This is a genomic window from Marinobacter salexigens (assembly GCF_018860765.1).
GTDB lineage: Bacteria > Pseudomonadota > Gammaproteobacteria > Pseudomonadales > Oleiphilaceae > Marinobacter > Marinobacter salexigens_A.
The window spans coordinates 65,552-87,006 of record NZ_JAHKPV010000008.1 but is presented as its reverse complement, the minus strand read 5'-3'; the positions used below and the strand labels follow the sequence as shown (position 1 = coordinate 87,006).

Below are 21,455 nucleotides of genomic sequence, written 5' to 3'. Positions count from 1 at the left end.
AGTTCCTTAGTTCGGTAGCTCGTCAGATTTCAAACGCGTCGTTAACAAGTTTTTTCTGCTGTTCAATATGTACTGACATGTGTCCTGCTGCAGGAGCAGCGGAAGCGTCACGACCAGCATACTGAAGGTACAGTTTAGGATTCAGGCGCTGCAAAGCATTGCGCATATGGTGCTGACTACAATACCAGGCACCTTGGTTCATTGGCTCTTCCTGACACCATACAACATGTTTAAGTTTAGGATACTGCGCCAAAGTTTCATCCAAGTCTTCACCCGGGAACGGATACAGCTGCTCAATACGAACAATCGCAACGTCTTCACGCTCATCGGTTTTCTTCTTTTCAAGAAGGTCATAATAGACCTTGCCGCTGCAAAGAATAACTCGGGTAACTTTTTTCGCTTCCGGCAGATCTTTCTCAGGAAGCACTGTCTGGAAGGTTCCTGAAGTCAGGTCGTCCAGATCAGACGTGGCCTCCTTGTGACGTAACAAACTCTTTGGCGTGATGGCAACCAGAGGCTTGCGCAACGGGCGCTTCACCTGACGGCGAAGCATGTGGAAGACCTGCGAGGGCGTTGTGGGCACGCACACTTGAATATTATGTTCTGCAGAGAGCTGCAAGAAACGTTCTAGGCGCGCAGAACTGTGTTCCGGCCCCTGCCCTTCATAGCCGTGCGGCAGCAATAGAGTGAGCCCGCATAGGCGCCCCCACTTATGTTCGCCACTGGTCAAGAACTGGTCGATCACCATCTGAGCACCGTTGGCAAAATCGCCAAACTGGGCTTCCCAGATAACCAATGCATTCGGAGCTGTTGTTGAATACCCGTACTCGAACCCCATCACCGCCATTTCGGAAAGCAACGAGTCGTATATTTCAAACTTCGGCTGGTCATCGGAGAGTTGCGCAAGCGCAATGTGTCTCGAGCCGTCTTTTTGATTATGCAAAACTGCATGTCGGTGGGAGAAAGTACCACGCCCGACATCTTGACCCGTGATCCGGACGGGATGGCCCTCGTTCAACAAGGTTGCGTAAGCCATGATCTCGCCATAGCCCCAGTTGATCGGGAGTGCGCCAGCCGTCATTTTCTCACGGTCAGTAACAATCTTGGAAACCTGACGCTGAATACTAAACCCTTCAGGTACCTGAGTCAGTTTCTTACCCAGCTTCTGAATGGTTTTCAGTGGAACGCTGGATTTGCACTTGGCAGTCCATGCGTGACCAAGATACGGAGCCCAGTCAACGTAGAGGTCTTTATTAGGCTCTTTAACCAGCGACTTAACCACGTGCTCACCATTATCTAGCGCATCACGGTATTCGTTTTCCATCTGCTTGACGTCATCTTCGGTCACCACGCCAGCAGCAATAAGTCTCTCTGCATACAAGGTACGCGTTGTTTTCAGCTTACGTATTTCTTGATACATCATCGGCTGGGTCGCGGCAGGCTCATCTGCCTCGTTGTGCCCGCGACGACGATAACAAACAAGGTCGATAACCACGTCGCCCTTAAACTCGTTGCGATAGTCCATCGCCATTTGAGTTACAAAAACGACGGCATCCGGGTCGTCTGCGTTAACGTGGAGTATCGGTGCCTGAACCATCTTGGCGATGTCCGTGCAATACTCGGTAGAGCGGGCGTCTTCCTGTTTGCTGGTGGTAAAGCCAACCTGATTATTGATAACAATATGAATGGTGCCGCCCACCCCGAAACCACGGGTCTGGGACATTTGGAAGGTTTCCATTACCACGCCCTGACCGGCAAAGGCCGCATCACCGTGCATGATGACCGGAACAACCTGATTGCCTTCAGTGTCTGAACGACGGGTCTGGCGAGCTCGCACAGAACCTTCTACCACCGGAGATACAATTTCCAGATGGGACGGGTTGAACGCCATTGCCAGATGCACCTCACCACCATCGGTCATAACGTTGGAGGAGAAGCCTTGGTGATATTTAACATCACCGGAACCCGAATCGGCTAGTCGCTTGCCTTCGAACTCGTCAAACAATTCCTTGGGATTCTTGCCCAAAGTGTTAACCAGAACATTGAGGCGACCACGGTGTGCCATGCCGACAACGATCTCTTTGGCACCATAATGACCGGCACGCTGAATAAGCTCGTCCATACACGGAATAAGGCTCTCACCGCCTTCAAGTCCGAAACGTTTAACACCTGGATAGCGAGAGCCAAGATATTTTTCAAGGCCCTCCGCTGCCGTTAGGCGTTCAAGGATATGAGTTCGGGTTTTTGCCTCGAAGCCAGGCTCGGAACGGACAGGCTCCATGCGCTGCTGAAACCAGCGTTTGATACGGGTATCAACTATGTGCATGTACTCGGCGCCGACGCTGCCGCAATATGTATCGCGCAGTCCGTCGTATATGTCGCCAAGCTTCATGGTTTCCGAGCCAAAGCTCAGGGAACCTGTTTGGAACTCCAGATCACGATCTGATTCTGACAAATCATGAAATGACAAATCGAGATCTTCTACCTTTGGACGCTGCCAAACACCGAGCGGATCAAGCTTTGCTTCCTGATGACCACGGAAACGGTAAGCGTTGATAAGCTGCAGAACACGGATCTGCTTTTTATCAGCGTCCGACGTAGCACTAACAGGCACGCCGTTATTTGCGAGAAAACGCTGATTGCGGGAAATGTGTTCAAACTGCTCGCGGATCGAAGAGTGAATAACGTCTCGGCCCTGATAGCCATCAACGCTTGGAAGTTTGTCAAAATAACTGCGCCACTCTTCGGGAACGGCATTTGGATCTGTCAGGTAGGTTTCAAAAAGCTGTTCAACATAGGCCAGATTTCCACCTTGCAAGTGGGACGTCTGCCATAACTGCTCCATCATGCTTTCTTGCATTTTGAATAGCTCACCTTGGGCTGGTGCGGGGGAGCCAAGTATGGTCGGCCAGGGGTAACTATCAGTCAATACGGGTTTTTACGGGATCGACTGTGGCCACCACATCCAACATGGATGTTTTCCGTTCCCCAATGATTTTTGTATTCCGCAACGCCGCAAGAAAACCTGAAGGGTTCCCGCTACGGCTTGCGTAGTGTGCACCCGGGTAAGACCTTTGACTATAAGCCTTTGGTTGAAGGCCCCGCAAAAATGCGAGGCCTTCCGGGGTTCCAACCTGTTCAGATCAGTATAGCGCCTGCCTGAAATCCTGCCGCTTAAGTGGCTCTATGCAACAAAAGATTTCTGATGTGGCCGATTGCCCTTGTTGGGTTGAGGCCTTTCGGGCAAACGCTGACACAGTTCATAATGCCCCTGCAACGGAACACACTGAACGGGTCGTCCAAATCGGCAAGGCGCTCTGCTTGAGCCGTGTCGCGACTATCCGCAAGAAAGCGGTAGGCCTGCAACAGCCCAGCAGGACCAATAAACTTGTCCGGATTCCACCAAAATGACGGGCAAGAGGTTGAGCAGCATGCACACAGAATGCACTCGTACAAACCATCCAGCTTTTCCCGGTCTTCCGGTGACTGCAAACGCTCGATAGCAGGCGCAGGCGTGTTATTTACAAGGTACGGCATAATCTTTTCGTACTGCTTGTAAAACAGGCTCATGTCTACGACCAAGTCGCGTATAACCGGCAGGCCCGGCAGCGGACGCAGCACCAGCTTGCCATTCTTAACGACTTGCGACATAGGCGTAATGCATGCCAGGCCGTTCTTACCGTTCATATTCATGCCATCAGAGCCACACACACCTTCACGGCATGAGCGGCGATAGGCCATGGACGAGTCCTTCTCCTTGATGAGGTTAAGCACATCAAGAACCATCAGATCCTTTCCTGCCGGAAGCTCGACTTCAACGTCCTGCATGTATGGGGCGCTGTCAGTTTCCGGGTTATAACGGTATAGACTTACCAACATAATGTACGTTCCCCTTAATAAGTCCGGACTTTTGGTTGGAAGGTTTCGACGGTTTTCGGCGAAAAGTTAACATCTCGCTTACCGATACGCCTGTCCAGCGGGAAGTAGAGCGAATGCTTTAGCCAGTTCTCGTCATCACGCTCGGTGAAGTCATTGCGAGCATGGGCGCCACGGCTCTCTTTACGTTCATTTGCCGCGATTGCCGTTGCCTGCGCAACTTCAAACAGGTTATCCAACTCCAAAGCCTCAATACGCGCAGTGTTAAACGCGTTGCTGGTATCGGTCAGCTTGGTATTACGTACTCGCTCACCAATAGCCTCCAGCTTTTTCAGGCCTTCTTCCATGCTCTTGCCGTCACGGAACACCCCGAAGTAAAGCTGCATGCAGTTCTGCAAATCCTTGCGGACCTCGGCAACACTTTCACCTTCTGAAGTGCTATTCAGACGGTCGAGCCGAGCCATGGCTCGCTTAATGTCTTCTTCGGTTGCACCGTCGGTCTCAAAGCCTCCGCGCAACTGCTCTTCAATGTGCAGGCCAGCCGCACGACCGAAAACAACAAGATCCAGTAGCGAGTTGCCACCGAGGCGGTTCGCACCGTGAACTGAAACGCACGCGGCCTCACCACACGCGAACAGGCCCGGGATTGGCTGATCGTTACCATTTTCATCTTGGGTCAATGCCTGACCACCGACGTTCGTGGGAACACCGCCCATCATGTAATGACACGTGGGAACAACCGGGACCGGCTCTTTAACAGGGTCAACGTGGGCAAATGTACGAGACAGTTCACAGATACCGGGCAAACGCAGGTTCAGGGTTTCTTCACCTAGATGATCCAGTTTCAGCAACACGTGATCTTTGTCTGGGCCACAACCGCGACCTTCAAGAATCTCGATAACCATGGAACGCGCAACAACATCACGGCCAGCCAGATCTTTCGCGTTAGGAGCATAACGCTCCATGAAGCGCTCCCCTTCGGAGTTGATCAGGTAACCGCCCTCACCCCGGCAACCTTCGGTTACCAGCGTACCGGCACCGTATATGCCCGTTGGGTGGAACTGCCACATTTCCATATCCTGCATCGGGAAGCCCGCACGCAGAGCCATACCAATACCGTCGCCGGTATTGATCAACGCGTTCGTTGTGGAAGCATATATACGACCCGCACCACCGGTAGCAAGAACCGTAGCTTTGGACTTGATGTAAGCCACTTCGCCAGTTTCGATTTCAATGGCAACAACACCAACAACTTCGTTCTTGCTGTTCTTTACCAAATCAACCGCGTACCACTCGTTCAGGAAGGTAGTGCCACCTTTAAGATTTGCCTGATACAGGGTGTGCAGCAACGCGTGACCGGTGCGGTCAGCCGCAGCGCAGGTACGTGCAGCCTGAGTGGGATTGTCCGGACCTTTGGACTGGCCACCGAACGGGCGCTGGTAGATACGGCCCTGCTCAGTACGGGAGAAAGGCAAACCCATATGCTCAAGTTCAAAAACAGCCTGCGGCCCCACAGAACACATGTACTCAACAGCGTCTTGGTCGGCAATGTAGTCGGACCCTTTTACGGTGTCGTACATATGCCAGCGCCAGTCATCATTGGGGTCAGCGCTCGCAATCGCACAGGTAATACCACCCTGAGCGGAAACTGTGTGCGAACGAGTAGGAAATACTTTTGTGATACATGCAGTTTTAACGCCAGATTCGGTCAACTGCAGGGCCGCTCGCATACCGGCACCACCGCCGCCGATTACAATGGCGTCGTACGACATGGTCTTAATGTTAGACATCGATCAAAGCCCCCAAATAATCTGAATACCCCAGACCACATAAACAAGAATCACCAGAATGAATGCCGCCTGAAATAGGAAGCGCTGCATTGCTGACTTGATGTAGTCGGTAGAAACGGTCCAAAGCCCGACCCAGGCATGAGCTCCAATTGAAAGCAGCGCCAACAGCGTGAAAATCTTAAACCAAGATTGATCAAACAGCGCCGACCAAATTTGGAAATCCACATCGGTTGTGACAAAAAAGCCCAGCAAAAACAGCGTATAAAAAGCTAATACGTAAGCAGAAACCCGCTGGATGATCCAGTCCTGGATACCGTTCCGACCAATATTGGTCACACTATTCATGCCCATACCCAGACTCCTGCCAGAACAATAAGGACAACGGAAACTACGATGGTGATCTTCGCGGCCGCACGCCCGCTTTCAAGCTCTTCACCGATACCCATATCCATGAGCAGGTGTTTGATACCTGCCACTAGGTGATACAGCAGAGCAGACAAGATGCCCCAGATAATCAGCTTGGCAAGGAAGCTGTTCAGCAGTTCACTGACCTGACTGAAGCCTTCTTCCCCAGATAGGGAAAGTTGAAGCCCATACAACATGAACGCAACACCAACAAAAATGATGATGCCGCTCACACGGTGCAATATGGACGTAATGGCTGGCAGTGGAAAATGAAACTTGCCGAGATCGAGATTTACTGGTCGTTTGCTATTCACAGCGCTCTCACACTCTCTTTTGGTACCGCAGAACCGGCGAACCGGAGGCGGTTAGTTGGTATGTAAGGATCGAATGTTCAATACGATATCGACACACGATTGGTTCAGGAGGGTGAACACCAAACAGGTAGCTTGCTATGCTCAAGCGCCCATGAAGGATGAACCCCCGATTCCGGGCTAGGGATTATAAGGAGGCGCCCGTATAATTACAAACGCGCAACCCACGCTGAAACCGCACGGGTGCTGTAACAGGGCAAGCTATTAGGCGTATTGACAAATACCTTTTTTGGCCAGAACCCGCATCATTCGTGATATCCCTGATTTACAACAAGGGAAAGTTCACAATGTTTACTTACACTTTCATTGACAAAAAAAGCATACACCCTATATTTTGCCGCCAGTTTTGCCATAATACGCGCCTTCTCGCGTAACTATAAAGACAGCTAGCGCTGTTAAAGCTGATAAACAGGAGAGCACTATGACCGACAGGAAAGCCACGCTCTCGGTGGGTGACGAGTCCATTGAGCTACCGGTTTATTCCGGCACCGTTGGCCCTGACGTTATTGACGTTCGAGGCCTAGTCCAGAATGGCGTTTTCACATACGACCCCGGGTTTGTCTCTACGGCATCCTGCGAGTCTGCTATCACGTACATCGATGGTGAAAACGGCGTTCTCCTGCACCGGGGATATCCGATCGAGCAACTCGCTGAGCACTCAGACTACCTAGAAGCCTGTTACTTGCTGCTCAAAGGTGAACTGCCAACTGCCGAGCAAAACAAGCAGTTCCACGACACCATCAAAAACCACACTATGCTGCACGACCAGATGCGCAATTTCTTCCACGGCTTCCGTCGGGACGCGCACCCCATGGCCATCATGTGTGGTGTTGTCGGAGCGTTGTCAGCGTTTTATCACGACCAGATGGACGTTACAGACGAACATCAACGGGAAATCACGGCGCATCGCCTGATCGCAAAGATGCCAACCATTGCAGCCTGGTGCTACAAATACAGCATCGGCCAGCCATTTATATACCCAAGAAATGACCTCTCCTATTCGGAGAATTTTCTACAAATGATGTTTGGTGTTCCCTGCGAAACCTACAAGCCAAACCCGATTTTGGCCAAGGCGATGGATAAAATTTTTATCCTGCATGCAGACCATGAGCAAAATGCTTCGACGTCCACCGTTCGTTTGGCAGGCTCTTCCGGCGCCAACCCCTACGCCTGCATTGCGTCTGGCATCGCTGCACTATGGGGACCGGCTCACGGCGGCGCCAATGAGGCCGTGCTAGATATGCTTGCGGAAATTGGCGACGAGTCAAACATTGAGACCTTCATTGCCAAGGCCAAGGATAAAGACGACCCCTTCCGCTTGATGGGCTTTGGTCACCGGGTATACAAAAACTTTGATCCGCGCGCCAAAGTTATGGCCGATACCGCCCATGAAGTACTGAGCGAGCTGGGGCTCGAAAATGATCCGTTGTTGAAAATTGCTCAGCGACTGGAACAAATTGCCTTAGAAGACGAGTATTTCGTCAAACGCAAACTCTACCCGAATGTGGATTTCTACTCCGGCATCATCCTGAAGGCAATCGGAATCCCGACATCCATGTTCACGGTTATTTTTGCCATGTCACGGACCATCGGCTGGTTCTCCCACTGGAACGAAATGGTCAGTGGCGACTACCGCATAGGCCGTCCACGCCAGCTGTATACCGGTTCCCCGGCGAGGGACTACCCGAAGAAGTGACACCCCACAGCCCTGCAAACCAGAAGGCCGCTGATCTAGCGGCCTTTTTTTATGCTGTTAATCGACGATTCTTTTAATCCGGCAACCCACAAACTCTGTGCTAAGTTAAGCCCCACAACCCTCTAAGGAGAAACCAATGACAACCGCAACATTTATCGGCCTTGGTGTTATGGGGTACCCCATGGCAGGCCACCTCGCTGAAGCCGGACTCACCGTGCGGGTATGGAACCGATCGCCAGAAAAATCTCTACGGTGGACCAAAGAATACTCAGGCACCGCTTGTCAGACCGTCCCAGAAGCCGTCAAAGACGCTGATTTCGTTATAACCTGTGTCGGTGCCGACAAAGATCTTATTGCGGTTTACGAGGGTGACAATGGCATTCTTGCCCATGCCGAACCAAGAGCCATTTTAGTGGACCACACCACAGCCTCTGCAGGCGTTGCGGAAAGACTAGACCAAGCTGCTAGTCGTAAAGGCATGGGTTTTATCGACGCACCTGTCTCGGGAGGCCAGCAAGGCGCACAAAAGGGCCAGTTAACCATCATGTGCGGAGGTTCAGAAGCAGACTATGGCCGGGCCCAACCAGTACTGCAACACTACGCCAGAGCTTTGAACCTAATGGGGCCAGCAGGCAGTGGCCAGAAAACCAAAATGGTGAACCAAATTGCTATCGCAGGCCTGGTGCAGGGGCTTTCAGAAGCTCTTCACTTTGCCGAGCAGGCAAATCTTGATGTTAAGAAAGTTGTAGATGTGATCTCTAAGGGCGCTGCCCAGTCCTGGCAGATGGAGAACCGCTCCGAAACCATGATCAATGGTGAGTTTGACCATGGATTCGCTGTGGATTGGATGCGCAAAGATCTGGGTATCTGTCTGGACGAGGCTCGCAAAGTGAATGCTTCTTTGCCTGTCACGGCTTTGGTTGATCAATTCTACGGAGATATTCAAGAAATGGGCGGAAAGCGCTGGGACACATCTTCGTTAATTCAGCGGCTACGCAAGTTCAGATAGTCAATTAACATCGAATATAAAAAATGAGGTCGGAGCCTTTGCCCTGACCTCATCTTCGAATTACGACATCTACATATCTGCTGTTATTTTTCCCGGGGCTGCCACTTCCCGTTAACATACCATGCAGACCAGCCGGTAGCTTTGCCGTCTTTCTCCGACATCACGTACTGCTCTTTCGTTTTTCTGCTGTAGCGGATAACCGTGGGATTCCCCTCAGGATCGCGCTCCGGAGCTTTCATTAAGTAAGCATGCTTTGGGTCAATTTCGTCCCGATGAGGTTTAATCTCCATAACCAGAGGTGGCCGAGTCTCACGGTTTTTCGGGAACTTACTGGCTGCCAAAAACATTCCAGATGCACCGTCACGCAATACATAGGTGTCATCCACTTTCTGGCACTTGAGTTCCGGCATTGGCACCGGATCCATTTTGGGCGGCGCCGGCTCCCCACTTTTCAGGAGCTTGCGAGTGTTTTTGCAGGTGTCACTCATACAGCCAAAATACTTGCCAAAGCGGCCCGTTTTCAGCTGCATTTCAGAACCGCACTTATCACACTCTAACGTCGGGCCATCGTAGCCTTTTATACGGAAAGTACCCTCTTCCACTTCATAGCCCGAACAGTCCGGATTATTACCACATACATGAAGCTTATGGGTCTCATCCACCAAATAACTGTCCATAGCCGTGGAACATTTGGGGCAACGGCGCTTTTTGCGTAGCAAGAGGGTTTCGCCCTCTCCTTCAACGTCGTCATCGGCGCTGACTACTTCATCGCCTGAAATAAGGTTAATAGTTGTCTTGCAACGCTCTTTGGGAGGGAGGGAGTAACCCGAGCACCCAAGAAACACGCCAGTGCTCGCCACTCGAATCTGCATATTGCGGCCGCAAGTTGGGCATGGAATGCTGGTTTCGGTCGGATCGTTCGGGCGCATACCACCTTCACCATCAGTCGCCTCAGCTGACTCCAACTGCTGACGGAATCGGGCATAGAAATCGTTGAGCACCTTTTTCCAGTCAACATCACCCTCAGCAATGTGATCCAGGTCGCCTTCCATTTTTGCCGTAAAGTCAAAATCCATTAAGTTGGAAAACGACTCGCAAAGCCGGTCGGTAACAATCTCACCCATTTTCTCGGCGTAGAAGCGCCGGTTCTGGAGGCGAACATAGCCCCGATCCTGAATGGTCGAGATAATTGATGCGTACGTGGAAGGTCGGCCAATGCCCTGCTTCTCAAGCTCTTTTACCAAGCTAGCCTCAGTATAGCGAGGAGCAGGTTTCGTAAAGTGCTGGCTCGGATCAAGCTTTTCAAGACTTAATGCCTCTCCCACCTTGATATCCGGCAAAGCCACATCTTCTTCTTTCTTAGCCGATTGGGGAGCAACCTTGAGGAAGCCCTCAAACTTGATAATACGCCCGCGTGTGCGCAGCTCGTACTCACCATTGGCCACTACGATAGACGTACTCAGGAATTCAGCCTCGGACATTTGACAGGCAACAAATTGGCGCCAAATCAGGTCATAAAGCTTCTCAGCATCTTTTTCCAGACCACTAATCGCAGACGCCTGCCGGGTCACTTCTGTGGGGCGAATGGCTTCGTGAGCTTCTTGAGCGCCTTCTTTGCTACCATATACCTTGGGCTTTTCCGGCAGATAGCGGTCACCGAACTGGTCTTTTATATACTCGCGACAGCTATTAATTGCATCCTGACTCAGATTGGTGGAGTCAGTACGCATATAGGTGATGTAACCGGCCTCGTAGAGACGTTGGGCCAACATCATAGTTTTCTTAACACTAAACCCCATGCGGTTGCTCGCTGCCTGCTGCAACGTCGAGGTAATAAACGGCGCACCTGACCGAGATTTGGTTGGCTTGTCTTCGCGCTTTGCTACTTCAAAACTACCAGCTTTGAGACGTTCTACGTGCTCATTGCTCTGCTGCTCATTAACCGGGCGATAAGGCTTGTCGTTATAGCGTGTAACCTCAAAGCGCACAGGTTGAGCACTGGCTTTGGCTCCCAGCCCGGCAAATAACTGCCAGTACTCTTCCGGAACAAACACTCGAATATCACGCTCACGTTCTGCAATTAAGCGTACCGCAACGGACTGAACTCTACCGGCGGAAAGTCCGCGAGCTAGCTTGGCCCAAAGGAGTGGCGATACCATGTAACCCACAACACGATCCAAAAACCGACGTGCTTGCTGTGCATTTACCTGATTCGTGTCCAGAATTCCCGGGTTTTCAAACGCCTCCTGAATCGCCCGTTTGGTGATCTCATTGAACACCACCCGACGGTATTTTTCAGGCTCGCCACCAATGGTCTGCTTGAGGTGCCACGCAATAGCCTCCCCTTCACGGTCAAGATCCGTTGCGAGATAGATATGGTCGGCATTCTTGGCGAGCCGCTTTAGCTCGCTTACGACCTTTTCCTTTCCTGGAAGGACTTCGTAACGCGCATTCCAGTCGTTATCGGGATCTACACCCATGCGGGCAACCAGCTGTTCCCGAGCCTTGCGTTTTTTATGCGCAATTTTGTCTTCGGGGCTGAGCTTGCGAGTGACTGCTGCCTGCCTAGCACGCTCTTTGGGATCCGCCGGGGATCCGCTGCCACTGACGGGAAGATCACGAATGTGCCCAACACTCGACTTCACGATGAAGTCGGAGCCTAGGTACTTGTTGATGGTCTTCGCTTTCGCTGGTGACTCGACAATTACGAGACTTTTACCCATATCGGAGATCTGTATCCTTGGCGATAAATCGGTCGGTAAATAAGCAGACCCTAAACTCGCTGTAAAATCAATCGGCTGGAAACACTATAAGAGCCGCCATTGTGTATAGGCCCACTGTTTTACAGGGTCGGGAATAGCAAGACAACCCATTCTTTGTTTCAGTTATCCATTTTTCAAGTTTTAGGAAAGACTTTAGAGCCGTCCTGAAAGCAGAAAGGCCCGGCGCGAGCCGGGCCTTCCATGAAAGCGTCACTGCACCCGCTTAGCGGATTACAGGCGCTCCCAGACCGTTGCAATACCCTGCCCCAAGCCGATACACATGGTGGACACACCAAGCTTACCGCCTTTGGCCTGCATTACATTCAACAGGGTCGTAGAGATACGGGCACCAGAACAACCTAGCGGATGGCCTAAAGCAATCGCGCCGCCGTTCAAGTTAACCTTCTCTTCCATTACACCCAGAAGCTTTAGGTCTTTTAGTACTGGCAACGACTGACCAGCAAACGCTTCGTTCAGCTCCCAGAAGTCGATATCTTCAACTTTCAGGCCTGCACGCTTAAGCGCTTTTTTCGTCGCAGGAACAGGGCCGTAACCCATGATTGCGGGATCACAACCTGCAACAGCCATGCTGCGAATCTTCGCAATCGGCTTCAGCCCCAGAGCTTCCGCTCGCTCTGCAGACATGAGCACCATCGCTGCAGCACCGTCAGTCAACTGGGATGAAGTACCCGCCGTTACCGTACCGTTTTTCGGATCAAAAGCCGGCTTTAGCTGGCCCAGAGATTCCGCAGTGGTCTCTGGACGGATAGTCTCATCGTGCTCAATCAGCACCTTGAAGCCGTTCTCGTCATGACCTTCAATGGGTACGATTTCGTTCTTAAAGCGACCTTCTACAGTCGCTTCCTGCGCCAGACGGTGCGAACGAGCGCCGAACTCATCCTGCTGCTGACGGGTAATGCCGTGCATCTTCGCCAGCATTTCCGCGGTCAGGCCCATCATGTTGGATGCCTTGGCAGTATACTTCGAAGCAGCAGGGTTATGATCGAAACCCGCCGTCATGGGTACGTGGCCCATGTGCTCAACACCACCGACCATAAATACATCACCGTTGCCGGTCATGATGGCCTGCGCCGCTGTATGGATCGCGCTCATGGCGGAGCCGCACAAACGGTTAACAGTCTGGGCTGCAGACTCATGAGGGATACGGGTCAGCAGCGAAATCTGCCGCGCCACGTTAAAGCCCTGCTCTTTAGTCTGGTTTACACAGCCCCAGATGACATCTTCAACTTCTTTCGGGTCGAGCTTCGGGTTGCGCTCGAACAATGCATCGATCAGCGCAGCCGACAGGGTCTCCGCACGCACATGGCGGAAACAACCGTTTTTGGCACGACCCATCGGAGTCCGCACGCAATCGACGACGACAACGTCTCTCGGATTAAGGCTCATAGATCTTTCTCCGTTCGGAAATCTCGTTCAGGGTTAACCAAAGAACTTTTCGCCAGTTTTGGCCATTTCACGCAGCTTCTCAGTCGGGTGATACAAAGCACCGAGGTCTGCAAACTTGTCTGCTAGTTCCACGAACTTGTCAACACCCATATCGTCGATATAACGCAGGGCACCACCACGGAACGGCGGGAAACCGATACCGAAGATCAGACCCATATCGGCGTCAGCCGGGTCTTCAACAATTCCGTCTTCCAGGCAGCGAACGGTTTCCAGACACAGAGGCAGCATCATACGAGCGATGATGTCTTCGTCGCTGAATTCGTTCTTACCCTGAACAACCGGTTCGAGCAACTTGTAGGTTTCTTCGTCTACAACTTTCTTCTGCTTGCCCTTGCGATCCAGCTCGTACTTGTAGAAGCCTTTATCGTTCTTCTGACCATAACGGTTGTTTTCGAACATCACGTCGATGGCAGTCGTTTCTGAATGCTTCATGCGGTCCGGGAAGCCGTCGGCCATTACTTCGCCAGCGTGCTTACCTGTGTCCATACCCACAACGTCGAGCAGGTATGCAGGACCCATGGGCCATCCGAACTTTTCCATTACCTTATCTACGTGCTGGAAATCCGCACCGTCACGCACCAAGCCGACAAAACCACCGAAGTACGGGAATAGAACACGGTTTACCAGGAAGCCCGGGCAATCGTTTACAACGATCGGTGTCTTGCCCATGGCCTTGGCGTAGGCAACGGTTGTTGCAATCGCACGGTCACTGGTCTTTTTGCCACGGATGACCTCAACCAATGGCATCATGTGCACCGGATTGAAGAAATGCATACCGCAGAAATTTTCCGGACGCTTAAGGTTTTTAGCCAGAAGATCGATGGAGATAGTCGATGTGTTAGAAGTCAGAATGGTGTCATCACGTACCGCATCCTCGACTTCACGCAGAACCGCATCTTTCACCTTCGGGTTTTCAACAACGGCTTCAACAACCAGATCTACGTTCTTGAAATCACCGTAGTTGAGGGTTGGAGTGATGCTATTGAGAACATCAGCCATCTTGCCTGCATCCATACGGCCTTTATCGACACGTTTGGCCAACAGCTTCTTGGCTTCTTTCAGACCCAGTGCGATACCGTCCTGGTTAATGTCCTTCATGATGATAGGCGTGCCTTTCAGTGCTGACTGATAAGCTACACCACCACCCATGATACCGGCGCCGAGTACGGCAGCCAGATTTACATCAGATGCTTCTTTTTCCCACGCCTTGGCTTTTTTCTTAAGCTCCTGATCATTCAGGAACAAGCCAACAAGGCAAGCTGCCACGTTGGTCTTCGCCATCTTGGCGAAGCCCTTGGCTTCGACTTCAATAGCCTTGTCGCGGGTCATGCCAGCGTGCTTCTGCATTACCTTGATGGCTTCTACAGGTGCCGGGTAATTCTTGCCCGCTTTACCGCCAACAAACGCCTTGGATATCTCGAACGCCATCATGCTTTCCATGGCGTTAAGCTTGATCTTGCCCTTCTTCTCTTCGCGCCGCGCTTCGTAGTCAAGCTTGCCTTCGTTGCACTGATTAATAATGGCAACGGCAGCTTCCACCAGCTTAGCTGGCTCGACAACTGCGTCAACAGCGCCGGTTTTCAGAGCGGCGTCGGCACGATTTTCTGAACCGCCACAAATCCACTCTACTGCGTTATCCACACCAACAAGGCGGGACAGACGAACAGTACCGCCGAAGCCCGGGAAGATACCCAGTTTAACTTCAGGCAGACCAACTTTTGCCTTGGGTGCCATAACCCGGTAATCGGTTGCCAGGCACATTTCAAAGCCGCCACCCAATGCCATACCGTTGATAGCAGTTACGGTTGGGAACGGAAGGTCCTCAACTGCACTAAAAATGGCGTTTGCTTTAAGGTTGTTGGCTACCAGATCTTCTTCGGAACCGGCAAACAGATCGGTAAACTCTGTAATGTCGGCGCCAACGATGAAACTGTCTTTCGAGCTGGTAACTACCAAGCCCTTGAGTTTCTTCTGTGCGCTAAGTGCATCAGTCGCGGCGTGGAGCTCTTCAATGGTAAGACGGTTGAACTTGTTTACCGACTCGCCTTGCAAGTCAAAGTTCAACTGAGCGATCCCGCCTTCGATCTCTTTAACCGTGATGGCTTTACCTTCGTAAATCATCAACTGATCTCCAGTCTGTGTTTGGAACTGCCTCCAACTCTGAAAGCTCATTTGATTAAGCTGTCGGAGCTGTTTTGTGCAGCGAGATTTCGGTCACTGCCCGATTAATCGACCCTAAAATTCATACGGTCGTTTGAATCGCGAGGACACACGATGTGAAAAAACAGCACGTTTGTCAATTTGTTTCTTTGTTGAGCGGGCAGAACATGCAAGACTTTCTCAGCCGTAACGGCATAGATATCTTTTATTTCAACTAGTTACATGATTATTCGGAGAGAAAACCTGAACTTCGTCTCGCAAAATTCAAACATATTTACATTTGCGGGAACCCGTACCGCCAAAATCGCTTGATTGGCCAAGAAAGTTACTTTACCTTCGATCTACGACTTTGGTACACAATAATAAATGCATTACGGAGAATCAATCCGATGAACATCGTCCGCCTGCGTGTGCGCTCCTCTTTGATTGCGACCGTCCTCCTGCTTTTGCTCTCATCCATGAACATCAAAGCTCAGGAGGCAAATAGCTTCTTATCACAGCTTCATACTTTCCGTGTGAGCAACTACGTTGCTTTGGATGCCTACTACAGGTTTATCGGGGAAGGTAGTACTGACACCCTGAACGAGATCGTGGCAGGTATCAACTCCGCTAACGATTCCATGAATCTCCTCGCAACAACCACCAGCGGCGTATTATCGAAAGAGCAACTTGAGGAGCTCAACAGTGAGTTCGATAAATTCAAAGGCCTAATGCGCAACAATATCAATGATGTGCGTAACACCGGCTATCCGGATTTGCGCCTGTTGTCAGACATGGCCGATCAAGCGTTGGTAATGAACGATATGGCCACTGAGCTGTATCAAATTGCTCAAGAGAAATCTCAGGCAGAGACCAGTACCCGCCTGGAAGCTGCTAGGCTGGGTGCGGTGAAAATTGCTCAAATGATGGCCAAGTATTCGGTACGGACCAACTCCTCCGTTGCTCAAATATTTCAGGGCACAGCTACCGAAGTCTCCCTTGACGAGCAAGCCAAGGAATTCGACCAGTTATTGGCGGCCATGGGCTCCAATCAAGACAAAGGGGAATTGAAAACTGTTTTAGATGACGCCAACGCCAAATGGCAGTTCATCCGCGGTTCCTACATTAACTACAATGAGAATAATGTGGGCTTTGTAATCGATAGATACTCCAAGCGCATTCTTGAAGGCCTGACCGCTGCCATCTCTCTTCTCCAGCAAGGAGCATGAGTTCTTGGGCGAGCCCTTTCCAGAAGCCGGCTCGCGTATTATGCTGTAACAAAGCCGATACATAAGGAGTTAGGGATGTCCGCCTACAACAAAATGATTGTTGCCATTGATCTTACCGAGGAAGCGCCTCAAGTTTTGCTAAAAGCCAAAGCCATGAGTGAAGCCCACAACGCAACTCTGGTTCTGGTTCACGTTGTCGAGCCTGTAGGTTATGCCTACGGTGGTGATATCCCGATGGATTTGACCGAGCTTCAGGATCAACTTGACAAAGCCGCCCGGGAACAACTCTCAGCCTATGGTGACCAGTACGGCGTAGATAAAGTTAACCAAATTGTGACTGTGGGACGCCCGGAGTCTGAAATTCACCGCTTGGTTAAAGAGCAGGAAGCTGATCTAGTGATTGTAGGAAGCCACGGCCGGAAAGGTTTTCAACTACTACTTGGCTCCACCGCCAATGGTGTTTTGCATGGGACGGAGTGCGACGTTTTGGCGATTAGAATTCGCTAACGCTTCGCACAACCACAGAGTTTAATTAACAAACCCGGGGTGTACGCTTACACTCCGGGTTTGTTTTTTTATCCCTTCAAACCTTCTTAACCAAGCGATTGCTCTTCAAGATCCATCCACCGCTCTATCACCTTCTCTAAGCTAGCTTCTTTTTTCTCCAGCGCTTCAAGCGTTGCAGCAACATCTTCAGGCGATCCCGAATAGAACTCGGGCGACGCGATGCGGGCTTGAATACTGGCCACTTCTTGCTCCAAGGCCTCTATTTGGTCAGGCAGTTGTTCGAGCTCGAGCTTTAATTTATAACTGAGTTTTACCGGTTTGGGCTTACTCGTCCCTCCTACACTCGAACCACTTCCACCCTGCCCGCTTTTTGCTGGCAAATCTGGCTGCTTTTTTTTGTCACTTTGTTTACCAGACTTAGCTGCCTTATCGTGACGATCTGGGCGTGCCCCAGCCACCTCGGCCGGAAAGCGTCCGCCTTGCCGGCGCCAGTCACTATAACCGCCGACGTATTCCCGAACCCTGCCGGAGCCATCCAAAAAGACGGTTTCAGTAACAACGTTATCCAGAAACTCACGGTCGTGACTGATAACGATTACTGTGCCGGCAAACTCGGCAAGCTGCTCCTCAAGCAATTCCAGTGTTTCAACATCTAAGTCGTTTGTGGGCTCATCAAGCACAAGAATATTCGCGGGCTTACTGAACAACTTTGCCAACAAAAGTCTTGCGCGCTCACCACCGGAAAATACTCGCACCGGTGATCTGGCGCGCTCAGGTGTAAATAAGAACTCCTGCAAATACCCAAGCACATGCTTGCTCTGACCGTTTATATCAATGAACTCACGCCCTTCAGACAGGTTATCAAGGGCATTGCGGCTCAGATCCAACTCACCACGAAGCTGATCGAAGTAAGCAACCTGGAGGTTGGTGCCACGCCGAATGGAGCCTTCTGTAGGCTCCAAATCCCCCAAAAGCAATCGCACCAAGGTTGTTTTACCTGTTCCGTTCTCCCCGACGAGGCCAATTTTATCCCCCCTAAGCACAGTGAGGGTCATATCACGAATGATTGGCGCCCCACCAGAGTACGCAAAACCGGCGTCAACCGCTTCTACCACCAGCTTGCCCGAGCGCGCCGCATCTTCCACTGCAAAGCTTGCGGTACCGCCACGAACCCTGCGCTGTCGATGCTCTTCGCGCATGGCCTTTAGCGCTCTCACCCTTCCCATATTACGGGTGCGACGCGCTTTAATGCCTTGGCGGATCCACGCCTCCTCTTGCTTTAAGCGTTTGTCGAACAGCGCATTTTCTCGTTCTTCTTCCTCAAGGGCTTTTTCCTTGAGCTCCAGGTATCGGTCATAAGAGGCAGCAAAACTAATCAGCTTACCTCGGTCTAACTCCACAACCCGGGTGGCCATACGCCTTATAAAAGCCCTGTCATGGCTCACAAACAACATAGCACCCCGGAAAGCCCCGAGCGCCTCTTCAAGCCACGCAATAGCGGGAACATCAAGATGATTGGTAGGTTCGTCAAGCAATAGGATGTCTGGCTCACTCACTAGCGCTCTGGCCAACAGCGCCCGGCGCTGCCAACCTCCGGAGAGCGTGTTGAGCCGCTGATCCGGGTCTATTCCGTATTGCGCCAAAACAGCGGTAACTTTCTGATCAAGCCGCCAGCCATCCAAGGCCTCAATACGCTCCTGGACCTTCATCATGCGGTCGAGACTGGCCTCATCCGCCTGCTGCGCGAGCGTGTGAAACTCAGCCAAAAGCTGCCCTGTTTCTGGAAAAGCACCAGCTACAACTTCGTATGCAGTTCTCGTGTCGTCAGACGGGAGGTTTTGAGGCAAAACCGCCAGAACAGCGCCATCGTCAAGACGAACCTTTCCTCCATCCGGTATAACCTCGCCGCTGACAATCTTCAACAGGGTCGATTTGCCCTCTCCATTTCGCCCTAACAAACACACACGCTCTCCGGCTTCAATAGTCAAAGACGCCTGATCAAGCAAAGGGTGCATTCCAAAGGCTAGAGATATTGAGTCCAGGATTAACAGTGGCACGTTGTTTTCTACTCCGATTCAATAACTGTGACGGAATCACCTACATGAATAATTCCGGGAAACTCGTGAATTGCATTCTGGCCAAAAATTACGCCTTCAGGTGTTCTGCGGAAGCCCGAGAGAGCTCTTAACGGCTGTAAGCCGGGGTCTTTGCTCCCGGTATCCGGGTTGACCGTTGTAAGAACACAACGCGAACACGGCTTTACTATGGCAAAACTCTGCCCGCCCACTTTTAGCTTCTGCCAGCGGTCTTCGTGCCATGCAGCTGCTCCTTCAACAACAATATTAGGGCGGAATCGGCGCATTTCTACCGGTTCTTCAAGGCGCCCATTGAGCTCTTCTAGCGACGCCGTATTCGTAATTAAAAATGGAAATCCATCAGCAAAACCTACACGCCGATATTCGCTTACCCTTTCGGCATCAACGCGACGGAACGAAGAATTCGGCATGTAAACGAAGCGCAATTCTTTGCCGCAAAAACGACTCAGCGCCAAACTCGCTGCAGCTTCTCCGCTATAAGCTAAAACCCAGTCCCGCCATACCAGCACCCGCAACTCTTGGTTGGTGTGCTGCAGCGTAAAATCACCCTCTCCCGGTATAGAAATGCTGACCAAGCTCTCCGATAGATCGGTCTTCACACGCGCAAGTTGCGGGAGGGACCTTTGGGTAACGAAGTTCCGATCCTCATCAATAATCATCCAGCGCCGATCATTTTTCGGGCCGAAGTCATCCATTTCAAAGTGGGAAACCTGAATGCCAGCGAGCGATTTAACAGGGTATAGATGGAGCGAATGAACTTTCAAGGCGCGCCTCCGGAACCGGACAGTAATATGAATGTGGCGGCCAGTATAAACCAATAGCAAAAAACCCGGCCTCTCGCGAGACCGGGTTTTTAAAATATGGAGCGGGAAACGAGATTCGAACTCGCGACCCCGACCTTGGCAAGGTCGTGCTCTACCAACTGAGCTATTCCCGCAGTGTTGTTTAGCTTGTGCCGACAACGGAAACGTATTCTACTCATCCCATGCCTTTCGTCAACCTTCTTTCGAAATTTTTATTGGCCGTAGCGCGAGGCCGTACCTAAATACTCCTTTTCAGCCTCGGTCGACACCCGTCCGAGAGCTTGGTTTCTATGGGGGAAACGGCCAAAGCGCTCGATGATCTCCTGATGGTCCCGCGCATAACGTAAAAAGCCTTTAAGATTGTCTTGCAGCACTCCAGACGTAGATGCAACCAACTGCTCAAAACACTCTACCGAAAGAGCCTGGTCACCGGTGCGTTCGGAGTGCTGCAAAGGCATATATACAAATGCACGCTGAATGGGTGGCAGCGCCATATCCTGACCTTTACGCATAGCCTCCTTGCAGAGCTTGTTCGCAGCCTTATCTTGCTCAAACGCAAGCGCCCCACCGCGAAAGATATTTCTCGAAAACTGGTCGAGCAATATAATTTCCGCCAACCGCCCGCCTGCAGCTTTGCGCCAGTGCTCCAGCCCTTGTTCAGACGCAAACAAAACCATTGAAAGAAATCGGCGGCGTATCTCCTGATCAAATTTCCGGTTTGAGCCAAACCAACGGCTGCGGTAGGAGCTGTTGGGCAGCCCGTTTTCATCTAAATCTCCAAACCAGAAATCCAGAATCTCTTTCCAATCGAACATTAGAGACCACCCTGTTATCTTGAATGTTAGATTCAGAAGAGAATACCGACCCGCAATACAAATTACGACAAACGCATTTTTAACCATAAAGAGTCAGGAGATCGGATGAGCAACCAACGTATTATTTTGCTAGCACACGGCAGCAGCGACAAACGCTGGTGCGATACTTTCGAGGCTCTTGCAGAGCCTACCTTGCAAGCCGTGAGTAATTCGAGCATTGCCTACATGGAGCTAGCCGAACCATCTCTAGACGCAGTAATCCATGAGGGCGTTGCAGCTGGAGCCAGTGAGTTCACAATCGTGCCCCTCTTTCTCGCTGCCGGGCGCCACCTACGCAAAGATGTACCAGCTATGATCGAGGGGCTTGAGAGGACCACGGGGGCACGAATCAAGCTTTCCGCCCCCATCGGGGAAAACCCTCTCCTGGGGCAGGCGATTAAGGATGTGGTAGCACTGCAGCTTGATCAAAGCACAGACGACTAAGGGGAAA

Annotated in this window: 16 protein-coding genes and 1 tRNA gene; 5 read left to right on the top strand and 12 right to left on the bottom strand. The window is 51.4% G+C overall.

All coding sequences use genetic code 11. The features are described from left to right. Nucleotides 1-22: 22 nt before the first annotated feature. The 5 genes from KO508_RS07810 to sdhC all read right to left on the bottom strand — a co-directional run bounded on the left by KO508_RS07810 (nt 23) and on the right by sdhC (nt 6,385). The gene (locus KO508_RS07810; protein WP_216007792.1) at nt 23-2,860 is read right to left on the bottom strand and encodes a 2-oxoglutarate dehydrogenase E1 component; all 2,838 of its coding nucleotides are present in this window, start codon (nt 2,858-2,860) and stop codon (nt 23-25) included. Between the two features lie 314 nt (nt 2,861-3,174). Further along, on the bottom strand, nt 3,175-3,879 hold the full coding sequence (locus tag KO508_RS07805; protein WP_216007791.1) for a succinate dehydrogenase iron-sulfur subunit: 705 nt from the start codon (nt 3,877-3,879) through the stop codon (nt 3,175-3,177). A 14-nt stretch (nt 3,880-3,893) separates the two neighbouring features. Beyond that, nucleotides 3,894-5,666 (bottom strand): succinate dehydrogenase flavoprotein subunit, encoded by a 1,773-nt coding sequence (sdhA, locus tag KO508_RS07800; RefSeq protein WP_216007790.1) that lies wholly within the window; start codon nt 5,664-5,666, stop codon nt 3,894-3,896. 3 nt (nt 5,667-5,669) lie between these two features. Continuing rightward, the gene (gene sdhD, locus KO508_RS07795; protein WP_216007850.1) at nt 5,670-6,011 is read right to left on the bottom strand and encodes a succinate dehydrogenase, hydrophobic membrane anchor protein; all 342 of its coding nucleotides are present in this window, start codon (nt 6,009-6,011) and stop codon (nt 5,670-5,672) included. Further along, complete coding sequence (sdhC, locus tag KO508_RS07790; RefSeq protein ID WP_216007789.1) at nt 6,008-6,385, bottom strand: succinate dehydrogenase, cytochrome b556 subunit; 378 nt, start codon at nt 6,383-6,385, stop codon at nt 6,008-6,010. Before sdhC ends, sdhD begins: the two co-directional genes overlap by 4 nt. Nucleotides 6,386-6,863: 478 nt before the next feature. On the opposite strand from sdhC, the gene gltA reads away from it, so the two are divergent. Beyond that, complete coding sequence (gltA, locus tag KO508_RS07785) at nt 6,864-8,138, top strand: citrate synthase (protein WP_216007788.1); 1,275 nt, start codon at nt 6,864-6,866, stop codon at nt 8,136-8,138. A 136-nt stretch (nt 8,139-8,274) separates the two neighbouring features. Continuing rightward, nucleotides 8,275-9,147: an NAD(P)-dependent oxidoreductase gene (locus tag KO508_RS07780; protein ID WP_216007787.1), complete on the top strand. Its 873-nt coding sequence runs from the start codon at nt 8,275-8,277 to the stop codon at nt 9,145-9,147. A gap of 83 nt (nt 9,148-9,230) precedes the next feature. Here the strand turns inward: KO508_RS07780 and topA are convergent, their stop codons facing one another. The 3 genes from topA to fadB form a co-directional block, all read right to left on the bottom strand. Next, the gene (gene topA, locus KO508_RS07775) at nt 9,231-11,870 is read right to left on the bottom strand and encodes a type I DNA topoisomerase (protein ID WP_216007786.1); all 2,640 of its coding nucleotides are present in this window, start codon (nt 11,868-11,870) and stop codon (nt 9,231-9,233) included. A 270-nt stretch (nt 11,871-12,140) separates the two neighbouring features. Beyond that, nucleotides 12,141-13,316, bottom strand: coding sequence for an acetyl-CoA C-acyltransferase FadA (fadA, locus tag KO508_RS07770; protein ID WP_200364150.1), 1,176 nt, complete (start codon nt 13,314-13,316; stop codon nt 12,141-12,143). Nucleotides 13,317-13,349: 33 nt separating this feature from the next. Next, nucleotides 13,350-15,497: a fatty acid oxidation complex subunit alpha FadB gene (gene fadB, locus KO508_RS07765; protein WP_216007785.1), complete on the bottom strand. Its 2,148-nt coding sequence runs from the start codon at nt 15,495-15,497 to the stop codon at nt 13,350-13,352. A 428-nt stretch (nt 15,498-15,925) separates the two neighbouring features. Here fadB and KO508_RS07760 point away from each other — a divergent pair, with 428 nt between their 5' ends. Both KO508_RS07760 and KO508_RS07755 read left to right on the top strand, forming a co-directional pair. Next, a complete protein-coding gene (locus tag KO508_RS07760) occupies nt 15,926-16,744 on the top strand; it encodes a hypothetical protein (RefSeq protein WP_216007784.1) in 819 nt (272 codons plus the stop codon). Between the two features lie 75 nt (nt 16,745-16,819). Beyond that, a complete protein-coding gene (locus KO508_RS07755; protein WP_216007783.1) occupies nt 16,820-17,251 on the top strand; it encodes a universal stress protein in 432 nt (143 codons plus the stop codon). A gap of 86 nt (nt 17,252-17,337) precedes the next feature. Here KO508_RS07755 and KO508_RS07750 read toward each other — a convergent pair whose 3' ends face one another. From KO508_RS07750 to KO508_RS07735, 4 genes are all read right to left on the bottom strand, one after another. Further along, entirely contained in the window at nt 17,338-19,308 is a 1,971-nt protein-coding gene (locus KO508_RS07750) for an ATP-binding cassette domain-containing protein (RefSeq protein WP_216007782.1), read from the bottom strand. An 8-nt stretch (nt 19,309-19,316) separates the two neighbouring features. Further along, the gene (locus KO508_RS07745) at nt 19,317-20,111 is read right to left on the bottom strand and encodes an MOSC domain-containing protein (RefSeq protein WP_216007781.1); all 795 of its coding nucleotides are present in this window, start codon (nt 20,109-20,111) and stop codon (nt 19,317-19,319) included. A gap of 97 nt (nt 20,112-20,208) precedes the next feature. Beyond that, nucleotides 20,209-20,284 (bottom strand) — tRNA-Gly (locus KO508_RS07740). 78 nt (nt 20,285-20,362) lie between these two features. After that, the gene (locus KO508_RS07735; protein ID WP_216007780.1) at nt 20,363-20,965 is read right to left on the bottom strand and encodes a DUF924 family protein; all 603 of its coding nucleotides are present in this window, start codon (nt 20,963-20,965) and stop codon (nt 20,363-20,365) included. 105 nt (nt 20,966-21,070) lie between these two features. Between KO508_RS07735 and KO508_RS07730 the strand changes: the two genes are divergently transcribed. Next, nucleotides 21,071-21,448, top strand: coding sequence for a sirohydrochlorin chelatase (locus KO508_RS07730; RefSeq protein WP_216007779.1), 378 nt, complete (start codon nt 21,071-21,073; stop codon nt 21,446-21,448). Nucleotides 21,449-21,455: the final 7 nt, after the last annotated feature.